Below are 12,921 nucleotides of genomic sequence, written 5' to 3'. Positions count from 1 at the left end.
TTCCTCTTTTCAAAAGGCTAAACTCATGACTGTGGGTGGGGCGTCTAAGTTTTTATTTTTTCTGCAGGCTGCTTTGCAAAGCAATGAAATTTTTTATACATCAACCAAGGGGGTACAATGATCTACATCAAAAAAAGAGTCAAAGCCATTATTTTCGACATGGATGGTACCATCATTAAAACGGAGGATATCTGGCAAAATGCCGTGACTGATGTTTTAGCAGAATATGATATTCATTTTAACGATCCCGATGACGCAGTTTTTTTGCGCGAAATGTCGGGTATTTCTCTCCAGACAGCAGTAGAGCGAATTAAAGCAAAATTTAATTTACCAGTATCAGGACAAGAGCTTGCGCAGAAAAAAGTAAACTTGGTTAATGAACGCTTTGATCAGTATATAGAATTTGTTAATGGGTTTAAGGCGTTTCATAAAACATTGCAGACTCATCAAATGCCAAGTGCGATTGCAACAAATTCCCCGCCAGAAAATCTTAAACGATTAGTTGATAAGCTTCGTCTAGATAAATTTTTTGGCAAAAATATTTATTCAGTGGCAGATGTTGGCTTCAGACCTAAGCCAGATCCTGCACTTTTTTTGCACGCTGCTGATCGTCTTGGTGCGTTGCCAGAAGATTGTGTAGTCTTTGAAGACTCGCTTGCTGGATTTACTGCAGCAAAAGAAGCGGGCATCAAATGTATTGCCATCAAGAGTGCTTACAATGAGCGACATCGCGAACACGTACATCATGCCATTGATGATTACGATCAAGCGCTTGATGCTTTACGTAAAATTGTTTCAGGCAAAGATTAAATACGCTTGGCTAGTTCTGCAAGTTGCGGAAATGGAAAGCCTGTTTTCCAGTCCCGCAACTTGTCTGGTAAGTAGGAAAATTCTTCGTCAAAGTAAAGCGCTCTACCAAAGCAGATGTGCTCTTGCTTGTTGTGCTCAAAGATGTTGAAGAGAAGGTGGCTTTGCTTAATGCGAAAATCAATGTCAACATCACGAGCGTCGGGAAATTGTTTTAATTGTTTGATGAATAGAGGTGTGAAGACCACAATTGGTAAAGCCTCAAAGAGACCTTGTAAATTCCATTCATCTTCTTCATCTGGCAAAAGCATGAACCACATTTGTGCGTGCGAAGGTGCTGGTGGCTTTTTAAATGGATTAAAGTTATTAAGAATTTTTTGTGCAAGGTTAAGCAAGCCATGGTCTTCTTCGCTATCTTCTTCGCGTCCTCTTGCATGAAACATCATTTTCACTTGCGTGATATTTTCATGTTCTGCTTCAAAGCGTTGTTTGCTTTGTGATGATGAAAGTTTATCAAGACGTTGTATGATATCTGTACGTGAGTAGAAGTGATAGATATGACCAAAGATGCTATCATAGGCAAAGCACTCAGTCTCCTCTTGTATCGGTGTGCCAAGCATGATTAATTCATCAATGAACAAATTTTTGTTGGTTGGCCTGTAGGCATAGAGTTCGTGCTCGTATTCGCAGCGTGGAAGTTGCGATATATCTTTGTGCATAGCGTGTGTTTTTTCATCAAGCCTACCCTCAAGGGTACGTTTGATTGCGGCAAGGTTTAAGCCAACATTTCCACCATGGCTATGGGTAAGAAGTCTTATTCTGATTGCGGCGTTTTTGTATGAGCTTACCTCTTTGCTTAGGGCGTTGTATAATTTTATGGCCTCATACCGTCTATTTTGCTGGCTCAGCAGACCATCCCAGCCAAAGGTATAAAAGATTTGTTTGTCGTTGTTACCAGAAATCCTAAGCATCTCAGAATACATTTTAGTGATTGGGTATGCGGCATATTTTTTATTGTGCGAGTGTGTCATGTCAAAGGTAGGTGTTATTTTGACAAGGCCTTTTTTGAGCGCCGTTTGACTACCAAAAAAGAGGCTGTCAGAGCGTCGAGCTGCTGTTACTTTTTGGTAGAGCGTATCCTGAATGCACTCATCTTTTTCAATTTGTTCTTTGTTGAATAGCTCGAGGCCTGTCAAAATGGTGCCGTGAACAAAAACATTGAGCCACACGGTTGGTGCATTTGTTTTCATACTTACACATCCTTGTGGAGCATTAAACAGCGGGCAGCTAAAGCACGTGAAGAACAAGATAGCTTGTAAGAAATAGGTTACGATTTTTTTCATAATAATGTGAAGATTTGGGTGTAAATAGAAAGTTCCTAGACTATAAATTCTATCACGTTATATTGCCAGAAACAAAGCATAGAGGCTTTGTTTTATTAAATCATTTTAAAAAATAACATTATATTTCAAGCTGGATATATCTTTAGGAGTTTTCCAGATGCTAAGATGTTTTTTTCGGTCTTTATTTGTTTGTGTGATATTATTGGCCTTTCTCGGTTGTGTGTATGCTGATTTTAAAGAAGAGCAGAGTATGATTGATAATAAAAAGAATAAAAATATGACAGCAGAAGCTGCAAAAGACATGGACTGGTTTGGTCAGCGAGTTCAGGACGCTATGCTGGTAGAGCAGCTAAAAAATATTAAACTCATAATTTTAGATGTTGATGGTGCGCTTACTGATGGGCAAATCTATCTCTCAAGCCAAGGTGAGGATGGCCGTTTCTTTTCTATTCAAGATGGATACATTTTCCAATTCTTGCATAAAGCCGATATAAAACTTACGATTATGAGTGGTAAGTCTCATAATTCAGCATTAATTCGAGCAAAAAAATTAGGGATTGATGAGTCGTTAGTGTTGACAGGGGTAACCGATAAGGTTGCTGGAACAAAAGAGCTGCTCAATGAGCTTGGCATAAAAAAAGAACAAACCCTTATGTGGGGCGATGACCATCTTGATATGCAATTAAAAGAAGCTAATGTGGTTGGCTTGCTTGCCATGCCCGCTAATGCTCCCTTTTATTTTCAGGCATTTGCTGATGTGCTTGTTCCTCGTAATGGTGGAGAGCAACATGCATTTCGTCTTCTTGCAGATCTACTACTTTACGTTAAGGGTGTTCACCCATGTCAAAGCCTGATAGAGCAGACGTTGCAAAAATAGGACAGATGGTTTTTATGAAGAAAATATGTATAGCGCTTACGTGCCTGCTTATGGTTGGTGGAGGCATAAGTTATTATTTTTTTTCAAACAATAAAAGTTCACAAAGCAAAACTGTGTTGGACCAGCCGGACGATGAGCAGCAAAATAATGATGCCTCAGACAACAAGCAAGTGCTTGTCATGAAAAATGTAACCTTACAGGAGGGCAGCGAGAAAAGTCAGTATCACTATTTGGTGCGTGCTCAACAAGCTGGGTTTACGGGTGGCGGTGCTGATAAAGATAATGATGTTGTTGTTTGCAATAATGTCCAAGTAACGGTTTTTAAGGATGATGTTGAGGTTGGTACGTTGCGGGCTGATTTATGCCGCATTGACCGAATTAAAAAAGAGGGTGTTCTGACAGGTAATCTTTCAGGCACATTGCTTAACTCACAAGTACAAGCGAGTCGTGTTATTTTCGATTTGAGTCATGATACGATAGAGCTGCAAGATGTGCAAAGTGAATTAGTTATCTCAGATATTGAACGATTAGATAGCACGAGCGGCAACGACGGCGGTAATTGAAGCGGGTTGTGCTTTGTACAGTACTTTTGCAGCACTGACCAGTGTTGAACCAGTTGTGCACAAGTCGTCAACGAGCAGAATGTTTTTTCCCCTTACATATTTTTCAATATTCTTGCTGTACCACCATGCAGGAGCAAAGGCATCAGCAACATTTTGTTGGCGTTGTTTTTGGCCAAGCTGTGATTGAAACAGGGTACGCTTTTTTCTGCGCAGTAGTGGTAGTAAAGGAATATCTAGGTTGTGGGCAACGACGGCGCCGATTTCACATGCCTGGTTAAAACCGCGTTGTGCGTAGCGTGTCCAGTGGAGCGGAATTGGAACAGCGTAGTCATACAGCATCGTGCTGACTGGCGTGAATCTTACAATTAATTGACCGAGTTGTTTGCTGGCAAGTGTGTCCTGACTAAATTTTTTAACAACAAGATCATGAAGTGCACCGCTGTAAGCTCCTACCGAAAAAATTCGGAGTGTTTGTGTTTTTGCGATTGGCAGGTGTAGAGATACGACCGGCTTGAGTGTGTTGATGCATGTAGAGCACAATACATCATGAGCGGGAACTAGTTTTTGGCATGACCTGCAATATGGCGGATACAAAAATTGAAGAGCCGACGCAATTAAAGACATGCAGTTTAACCAAAGAGTGATTCGTCTGGCTCTGCAAGGACAAGCTCGCGCAGCAATATACCAAAAATGCCAACGACTATGCATGCATCTGCAACGTTAAATGTTGGCCAATACCATGTCCCGGCATGAATTTGAATGAAGTCGATCACGGCACCATAGGTAAACCGATCAACAACGTTTGACAAAGCTCCAGCAAGAACTAAAACTTCTGAGAGGACATTAATTTGCTTTTTATAGTTTGAACAAGCAAGGTACATAAAAAACAGACAACACAGACCGATACTCGTCATAAGTGCGTAGTAGGCGGTATGTGATGATAGTTGAGAAAAAAGCCCAAACGAAACACCCTTGTTCCATTCCAGTTCAAAAGTAAGAAATGGCCCTATGGTAATTGCTTGGTCAGCAAGTGAGTACAATGCCCACATCTTTGTTAAACGGTCGCACACAAAGGCGAGTGAAAATAACCCGACATACCAGATGACGTGTTGACGCTTCATAGTAACAGCTCCTTTTTATTCTGTTCGTGCTTGAGCACCAAGCGCTTGCACGGTTTCTATGGCTTTTTTATGGACAGTATCAATATCTTGTTTGAGTAATGTTTTTTGATCATGACCAAGCCATACGCGAAAGGTCAATGAACGAACGTCGGTCCATTCATCTTTTTCGAAAAAGTCGATGAGTTCAACACGTGTGATAAGTGCATCGGTTTTTTGGAGCGCTGTGTCAAGTTCGACTTGTGTGAGTGTAAGCGGCGCCAACAGTGAAATGTCAAAGTAGGTATCTTGAAACTTTGACAGGTGTTGGTAGCGCTTTTGTGTGGGCTTGGTATTAATGAGTAATTCTGCGTTTAATTCAAAAACAAATGCATCCGCTTGCGTGCCAATATCAAGTTTTTTCAAAAGTAGTTGGTCAATGTTGCCTGCTGTGCCAAGTTTTTGCTCGCCAATAAAAATATCAGCGCTGCGGTTTGATCTAAACCATGGGGCTAACGTGCCAGTAGGTTTTTTCCAGCGTATGTTAGCTGTTGCAAAATCAAGATGTGTGAATAAATGGTTTAGTGTTGTTTTGCATTCGTAAAAATCAACGTCAGAACGCTTTGCAAAAAATATGCCTGCAAGGGTTTGTTGCTCAATTGCGTTATCTTGTGCTCCAAGCCAGACGTTGCTTAACTCAAAAAATGAAAGCTTGTCATGATGGACATGATTGTCTGCAATATTTTTTAGCAGAGCTGGTATGATGCTGCTTGCAAGGCGAACGTAATTATCAGAAATTGGATTTGCAACTTCCACGCTGTGTGGGAGTGTAAGCTCAAGTTGGCTCAGAAATTGTTCGTCAAAGAATGTATAATTTTGTTGTTCAATCATGCCTGCTGCTTGTGCTAAAAATTGTTTTATCTTTCTGCGACGCATAATCGGGGCAAGATTAAAAGGACGACGAAGTAGACGTGGCATTACCAGCGGCACTTTGTCAAAGCCGTAAAACCTGACAACTTCTTCTAAGATATCTTCTTTAATATCAACGTCTTTGCTTGCACGAAATGATGGTACATCAATGTGGTAGACTGTTTTGCCATCTTCCTGCCTTGACTGTACGCCGAATTCAATTTTTTCAAGAACTTGTACAACGTCTTTTGAGCTGAGGCTAATGCCGGAGCGTTGCTCTAAAAACTCGTGCGAGACATCAAGACTGACAGGTTTTGGTTCTGCGCCAACAACAACCATGTGTTCTGCTGGTGTAGCGTCCATACCAAATTGTTTTGCTAGTGAAAGAAAACGAGAAATCGCCTGCGTTGTTTGCATTGAGTCAAGCGTTTTTTCAAAGCGTGCTGACGAGTCTGTTCTTACTTTGTTGCGCTGTGAACTGCGGCGTGTTGACTCAGCATCAAAGTTTGCAGCTTCAAAAAACAGTTTTGTTGTTTGTTCTGATACGCTGCTGTCAAAACCGCCTTTTACGCCGGCAAGACACATTGCATGTTGTGCATCTGCAATAACAAGATCTTCTGTGGTTAGAGACAGTTTCTCATCACCAAGTAGCAGCAACTCTTCTTCATTTTTAGCACGTCTGATGACAACGGATTTATTTCCAATTTTGTCAGCGTCATATGCATGCACTGGTTGTGACCAATCATGGGTTAGGTAGTTGGTTAAATCAACAAGCAAATTTATAGGACGTGCACCAACGGCCATCAGTCTGCTAGCCATAAAAATGTCAGACGGTTTATTGTGTACTGAGCTGAAATAAAGGCCTGCAAAGCGTGAGCACAACTCAGGTGCTTGATTTTCTATAGTAAATGGCATCTGCTCAGTTGTGGTAGATTTTTTTTCAAATGTTTTTACTGGATGCTGTTGTAAAAAATTTGACCCAGGCAGAAACGGGAGGTTGAGCAGCGCGGCAATTTCACGAGCAAAACCACGGTGTCCCCACATATCAGGCCTGTGAGTAATTGACTTGTTGTCAATATCGATAATAATGTCTTCACATGCAAATTTGTTACGCCAGGCACCAGCCTGTTGATCAGTTGGCACATAAAGGGCTGGTAGCAAGCCGTCTTTATCTACTTTGAAATCGGCAAGCGTTGCCCAGGCAAAGCTATCACCAGTCTTTTTGACTATGAAGCCGATGGTAGCCTCATCCGCATTTACAGGGACTGGAGCTTCGCGCTCTGGCAGTTGTGCTTGGATGCCAAGTTCGGCAATGTCCAGCGCCCACGTTGAGCCATTCCTTTGTTTGATGGTACCAATAAAAAATGAACTAAGATCGAAATTGACGTGATAAAACTCTTCGATCTCTGCAACCTTAGTGTTGAAAAGGCTGACGAGGTGGTCAACTTTGATGTCCTGCCATGATGCGTCAATGTGGTCAAAAATCCATGCAAGTGATAGTTTCATTTTCTATTTCTACCTGTAAAAAAATGCCTAACGATTGATCAAAGCGTATTCTCAAAGATTGCCTAAAAGCGCTGATTTAGTCAATTGATTTATGTGGTTTCTTTGGCTGCTGCTGTGGTCACATTGTTGGTAGCCAAAATGTCATGAAGCATCTTTTTGTCAATTCGCGAACTTGATGCTCCTATGGCCAAAGCAAATAGTTGATCATGATTGAGTGTGCATGCATGCCCGTTAAGTTTTAAAAATACAAGCCAGCACAACAAAGCGGTGCGTTTGTTGCCATCAACAAACGGGTGGTTTTTAATGATGTGAAACAGGTATGCACTTGCTTGTTCATAGACTGTTGCATGCAGTAGTTGGTTGCCAAACTGTGCTTGTGGTTGAGCGAGTGCTGAGCTCAGCAGCTCTGTGCTACGAATGCCTGAGCTACCACCATACAGTATTAATGAAGTGTTGTGCAAGTACAGTACTTGCTGTTGCGTTAGAAAGTGTGTCATCTTGGCTAGCTATCAGCAAGTTTTTTTAACACCGGGCCGTATGCCTTAGTGACTTCATCAACGATTACTTCGAACTCTTTTTCAGATGTACCTTTTTTAGCGTCATCTTTGACAGGAGCTATCATGATCGTTGTGCCGTCTGTTGTTATGACCAGCTGGGTATTAATAACAATACCCAGCTGGTCAAGTAGTTCTTGATCAATCTCAATGATGTTTTTGTTATTAAGTTTTTTGATTGTTGTTTTTTGTTTCATTTCTTCTTTATGAAATAATGCACCTATCAAGGTTTCTTTGCTCGACAATGCTTGGTTCGACGTATGCTGGAACCTGGTCAAGCAGGATTCTATCACAAAAGACAGTGCTCAGGTCAATTTCTCCATAGAACGTTAAAGTGTAATTAGTGGAAAAAACTAGTAATTCGTCGTTAACCGGATTGATCATAATTTTCAAAATTTTGCGATTTTTTTCTTGGCTATAACAATCTATTTTTTTGAGTACTTTCCAGGTGTTTGTATCCCATACAGAAATTATGTTGTTTTCTTCTAAGACAACAAGTTGAGATCCATCACGACTTAAGGTAGCGCCTTGTGCTACAGGGTAGGGCATTTTAAATGTTTTTACTATGTCTTCTTCTAGGGTAGGAGCATAGGTTATGGAGTAGGGCTTTGTAAGTGTTGCTGGCTCATGTCTTTGACGTTCTACCATGTGATACAAAACAACAAAGTTGCCTTCCGCATAAAGCATAAGCTGACGATCTCTTGTAGAGCTTAGTAGTCTTTTTTCTTGGTTATCTGGTTCTTGTAGCATCTTCGCGAGAGGTTCGCTTGACGAAGCTAGAGTGCTAAACATTGGTATTTTATAAAAGGTGCCTTGATAAACCTGGTCAACAAATTCGTTAACCCGGCTATTTTCCTGTTCTGTGTCCATTTGCATTGACAAAAGTGGCTGCACAGCCAACGTTGATAGTAGTGCTACTGCAAAAAAAATGTGTGAAAAGTTCATGTTGAAAAATCCTTGCATATAAAAAACTTGGTTAATTCTAAAACATAACAAAAAAACTTGTAGCAATAAGTCGGGCAATTGTAGCACTGGGCTATCTGGAATGCAAACGCCTGGTTATGAGTGTAGATTTTCTTGATTTGTTTCAGGGCTTACGAAATAATACAGCCTGCTTGTTGGGAAAGTGGAACTTTTTCTAGGTCAATTTTATCAGTTACGCGAGCACCCGTATAAGCGGTGAATGCGATTTCGTATACAACAAAAAGATAAGTGTCATCGCTGAACAAAGAAACAATTCTAAATTTGTGTTGAGGGAATTCACAGTAACAGTTTATTGTTTTAGTTGCTTGTTGAGTTTGTGTATCTAATATAGAGATTATATTATTATTTTCTAGAACTGCTAACAGTGATCCATTCTTAATTAGTGCAGCACCTTGCAATACAGGGTATGGCATTTGAAATGATTGTATTTCTTTTTCATTGCCCCCCTTAAAGTTGTATAAAAAAACAGTGTCATTTTGAGAAGTAAGTTTATAAAACCCCTTGGAATCGAGTATTTTTATTTCGTTACTCTGGCTACTTTGTCCTTGTTTTTCATTAGTAAAGTAGCGTCTGACCTCAGTCCTGTACGGTGTACATTCTTCATATTTTTCTGTTTGCATTGGTAGGAGTGATTGCAGAGCAAGTGTAGACATAACCGCTGTTACATAAAAAATACATAAAAAATTCATACGGGTTCTCCTTTTACCTAAAAAAATAGTTAATGTTTGAACACGAAAACAAAGATTGTAGTGATAAATTTCATTGTAGTGTCGAGTGTGACAAAAGGCAAAGATCGTGAGTCTTAATGGATGGAGGGAAAGTTAGACCGCTTTAAGATTGTGTTGCCCCAACACGAAGTTGAGGCAACAGTTGTTTGATTAAATATGTGTTATAAAAGATGGCGGCTACTTGTGATGAGTTTGCGTAATGCTTTGAGCCATTCTTTTGCAGCCTTGCTGACCTTGGCATCTGCTATTGCGATGTCATAAACTTCCTTTTTATGATGGTCATCTTCACCGCATAGTTCATCTAGTAGGCTGCTCCAAAGCATGTAAATTGTTTCATCTGAGCTGCCAGACCCTACCTTGCTTAAAACCTTGTAGATGCGGTCTTGCCAGTACGCAGTTGTTGCTTTATCAAGCCAGGCAACTGCTTTTGGGGTCAGGCTTATTTCATCAAGGCCCTTGCCCTGTAAAAAACCTTGCTTGAATTTCTTGGTGCGCAGATGGGCATATTTTTTACCATACACGCTGTTGATCAGATCCATACATTTTTTACCAATGGCAATGCCTGTTGCAGAGCTTGGATCAGTATCAAGATTTTTATTAATCTCGCTTACCAGGTTGGACCAGTTTTTTTGAAATGCAGCCATTTGTTGGGGGCTTGCGTTGCTTACCATTTCAGACTCAAATGTTGCATACTGTTTTAATTCGTCTGGGGTAAAAATTTCTTTAACCCAGGAATGCTCAAGTTCTTGTATCATACGATATCCTTTAATTAACGTAATAATGTTTTCCCAAGGGATAGATTTATCGTCAGAGACATCTGCGATAACACTGTTAAGCACAGTACTTGCCTCAAGCAATTTGTTTGCTTTTTGTTCCAGTAGCTTTGCTTGAACGGTGAAATGCTCAAGAGTCCCCGCATTGCCAGCCAAAAACTCTTTGATTTGAGACAACTCAAACCCAAAGAATTTTAAAGCGATAATTTGCTCAAGACGTAATAAATCATCCTCAGAGTACAAACGATAGCCATTAGGTCGTCTTACACTTGGTTTTAGCAAACCAATACGATCGTAGTGGTGTAGTGTTTGCACAGATACACCAGTCAGCTGACTTAAGTCTTTAACGTACCATTTGGCCATAGTTTAAACTCCTTGTATTTGAGGATAGGGTATATAGCAACTATAGGGTCAAGCGGTTTTTTGTAATTTTTTTAAATTGTTGTGAATTCAATACTTCAAAAGTAATGAATTGTGCTTGTAGATGCAATTTTTGTGTGGGTTTTATGAATTGTGGTTTATTTTAGATTATTGTTTTTGCGGGTTTTCTACGGCGGTTGGTAGTGTTTATTCTATTTTTAGAATAAGCTTTTTTTCTCAAGTGGCATGCTGTACACCTTGGGTCATCCCCGACGCCGATCGGGGATCCAGATAATGGTTAAATCAAGTTCTGGATTCCCACCTTCGTGGGAATGACGAACTTAGAGTGCCAGTCGTCTTATTAATCACTTTGAACAACAATGCGTCGTTTCAACGTGCAAACGTCTGCACGAAAAATAGAGTTACGTTTGTTTTAGTTCATCACCAAATGTTTTACGCAATCCCAAAATTTTATCACGCAATGCAATAGCCTTTTCAAAATCAAGTTCTTCAGCAGCCTGTTGCATTTCAATTTCAAGTTCTTGAATAAGCGCTTGTGCTTGTTCAGCGTTTTTAGGTTTTCTGATTTGGCGTGTTTTTGATGCGGCCGATGCTTTGGCAATACGTTCTTGCAGCTGTGTAATGCTTTGCTTAACATCACGTGCGACATTTTTAGGCGTGATACCGTGCTCTTTGTTGTAAGCCGCTTGGGCATCTCGTCGTCGTTTGGCTTCAGCAAGAGCACCCTTCATAGAGCCTGTCACTTTGTCAGCGTACAAAATAACCTTGCTCTCGGTATTACGTGCTGCACGTCCAATAGTCTGGATGAGTGAGCGTTCATCTCGTAAAAAGCCTTCAATGTCCGCGTCCATAATGGCAACCAAACCCACTTCAGGTAGATCAAGGCCTTCACGCAGCAAGTTGATACCAACCAAACAATCAAAAACCCCAGTGCGTAGTTTATACAGCAACTTGGTTCGTTCAGGTGTTTTAATTTCAGAGTGCATATAGCAGACTTTAATTTTCTGTTGCTCTAGATATTTTGCTAGCGTCTCAGCCGCTTTTTTGGTGAGCACCGTGATCAAGGTGCGCCAGCCTTTTTTATTGGTTTGTTGGATTTGTTCCATCAAGTGTGTGAGCTGTCCCTCTCGTCCAACAATTTCAATAGGAGGGTCAATAATTCCTGTTGGCCGTACAATTTGTTGGGCAATGTGGTCTGATTTTTCAAGTTCGTATGGTCCGGGTGTTGCTGAGACAAAAATCACGTTGTTAAAGAAACGCTCAATTTCATCAAACTTGAGCGGTCGGTTGTCAAAGGCTGAGTTTAGACGAAAGCCGTATTCAATGAGTGCTTTTTTACGGGCACGGTCTCCGTTGTACATGCCACGAAACTGTGGCACGGTAATGTGTGACTCATCAATGATAAGCAAAAAGTTTTCATCAAAAAAGTCGAAGAGTGTGTAGGGCGCCTCACCTGGTTTTCGCCCGTCAAAATAGCGTGAATAATTTTCAATGCCTGTACAGTAACCCGTTTGCTTGAGCATATCAACGTCATGATTAATACGAGTTTGCAAGCGTTCTTTGTAGAGCGGGTTGGTCATTGTAGCAACTTCATGCTCAAGATCATTTTCAATTTGAGCAATAGCAGACTCTCGCTTGTCTTGTGGTGTGATAAAATGCTTTGCAGGAAAAATAAGAAAATCTTTGAGTGTGCGCAGTACCTTGTGCTCTTGCTTGTCAACAAGTTCAATCAGCTCGATTTCCTCACCAAACAGCTCAATGCGCAAATTGTCGTGCATGTAGGGTACGTTGATGGTGATGGTACTGCCAACGACCTTAAAGTTGCCGGCAGCGGTCAGGTCAACGTCGTTGCGTTTGTACTGCGTAGTGATGAGTTGATCAATCAATTCTTTGCGTGAAAGTTTTTGCCCAACTTTAATACTAAAAGACATTTCTCGATAGTCAGCCGGGTTACCAAGCGAGTAGATAGCAGAGACTGACGCGACAACAATAGTGTCTGGTCGGTTAATAATTGATGCAGTTGCTTCTACGCGTAGCCGTTCAATTTCGGCATTAACCTTGGTCTCTTTTGGGATGTAAATGTCTTGTGCTGGTAGGTATGATTCTGGTTGATAATAGTCATAGTACGAGACAAAATAACAAACTTTGTTGTCGGGAAAAAAGAGTGAGAACTCTTCATACAGCTGTGCGGCCAACGTTTTATTGGGCGAAAGCACCAGTACGGGCTTGTTTTGCTGAGCAATGACATTTGCCAGTGTAAACGTCTTGCCAGAACCTGTGACCCCCAAAAGGGTTGACTTGCAGGGTCTGCCGGTATTGAGCTGCTCGATTGCTTGTGGCTGTGAGCCAGCTGGTTTGTAAGGAGCTTTTAAATGGAAGATGCTAGACTTTGACATAAT

The 12,921-nt window shown here is 40.9% G+C and carries 13 protein-coding genes; 3 read left to right on the top strand and 10 right to left on the bottom strand.

The window, feature by feature from the left end:
• The first annotated feature begins 117 nt into the window (after positions 1-117).
• Positions 118-810 carry an HAD family phosphatase gene (locus H6679_00530; GenBank protein ID MCB9492741.1) on the top strand — a complete coding sequence of 231 codons (693 nt, stop codon included), beginning with the start codon at positions 118-120 and terminating at the stop codon, positions 808-810.
• On the opposite strand, the gene H6679_00525 is transcribed toward H6679_00530, so the two are convergent.
• On the bottom strand, positions 807-2,150 hold the full coding sequence (locus H6679_00525) for a hypothetical protein (protein MCB9492740.1): 1,344 nt from the start codon (positions 2,148-2,150) through the stop codon (positions 807-809). The genes H6679_00530 and H6679_00525 overlap by 4 nt on opposite strands.
• A 157-nt stretch (positions 2,151-2,307) precedes the next feature.
• Between H6679_00525 and H6679_00520 the strand changes: the two genes are divergently transcribed.
• Both H6679_00520 and H6679_00515 read left to right on the top strand, forming a co-directional pair.
• A complete protein-coding gene (locus H6679_00520; GenBank protein ID MCB9492739.1) occupies positions 2,308-3,027 on the top strand; it encodes a hypothetical protein in 720 nt (239 codons plus the stop codon).
• Positions 3,028-3,041: 14 nt separating this feature from the next.
• Positions 3,042-3,590, top strand: a complete 549-nt coding sequence (locus tag H6679_00515; protein ID MCB9492738.1) for a hypothetical protein — start codon at positions 3,042-3,044, stop codon at positions 3,588-3,590.
• Here H6679_00515 and H6679_00510 read toward each other — a convergent pair.
• The 9 genes from H6679_00510 to uvrB form a co-directional block, all read right to left on the bottom strand.
• On the bottom strand, positions 3,555-4,214 hold the full coding sequence (locus tag H6679_00510) for a ComF family protein (GenBank protein MCB9492737.1): 660 nt from the start codon (positions 4,212-4,214) through the stop codon (positions 3,555-3,557). The two genes, H6679_00515 and H6679_00510, sit on opposite strands and share 36 nt — an antisense overlap.
• A gap of 5 nt (positions 4,215-4,219) precedes the next feature.
• Entirely contained in the window at positions 4,220-4,711 is a 492-nt protein-coding gene (gene lspA / locus H6679_00505) for a signal peptidase II (protein ID MCB9492736.1), read from the bottom strand.
• Between the two features lie 15 nt (positions 4,712-4,726).
• A complete protein-coding gene (gene pheT, locus H6679_00500; GenBank protein ID MCB9492735.1) occupies positions 4,727-7,102 on the bottom strand; it encodes a phenylalanine--tRNA ligase subunit beta in 2,376 nt (791 codons plus the stop codon).
• 89 nt (positions 7,103-7,191) lie between these two features.
• Positions 7,192-7,599 carry a type II toxin-antitoxin system death-on-curing family toxin gene (locus H6679_00495; protein ID MCB9492734.1) on the bottom strand — a complete coding sequence of 136 codons (408 nt, stop codon included), beginning with the start codon at positions 7,597-7,599 and terminating at the stop codon, positions 7,192-7,194.
• Positions 7,600-7,604: 5 nt separating this feature from the next.
• Positions 7,605-7,853 (bottom strand): hypothetical protein, encoded by a 249-nt coding sequence (locus H6679_00490; GenBank protein MCB9492733.1) that lies wholly within the window; start codon positions 7,851-7,853, stop codon positions 7,605-7,607.
• 7 nt (positions 7,854-7,860) lie between these two features.
• Positions 7,861-8,601, bottom strand: coding sequence for a hypothetical protein (locus H6679_00485; GenBank protein MCB9492732.1), 741 nt, complete (start codon positions 8,599-8,601; stop codon positions 7,861-7,863).
• Between the two features lie 149 nt (positions 8,602-8,750).
• Complete coding sequence (locus H6679_00480; GenBank protein MCB9492731.1) at positions 8,751-9,329, bottom strand: hypothetical protein; 579 nt, start codon at positions 9,327-9,329, stop codon at positions 8,751-8,753.
• Positions 9,330-9,529: 200 nt separating this feature from the next.
• Complete coding sequence (locus tag H6679_00475; protein MCB9492730.1) at positions 9,530-10,504, bottom strand: MerR family transcriptional regulator; 975 nt, start codon at positions 10,502-10,504, stop codon at positions 9,530-9,532.
• A 419-nt stretch (positions 10,505-10,923) separates the two neighbouring features.
• Positions 10,924-12,918: an excinuclease ABC subunit UvrB gene (gene uvrB, locus H6679_00470; GenBank protein ID MCB9492729.1), complete on the bottom strand. Its 1,995-nt coding sequence runs from the start codon at positions 12,916-12,918 to the stop codon at positions 10,924-10,926.
• Positions 12,919-12,921 lie beyond the last annotated feature (3 nt).

The organism is Campylobacterota bacterium, assembly GCA_020633995.1.
Taxonomy (GTDB): domain Bacteria; phylum Babelota; class Babeliae; order Babelales; family RVW-14; genus JACKCO01.
The sequence above is the reverse complement of the archived record's forward strand: the minus strand, read 5'-3'. Positions and strand labels throughout refer to the sequence as shown.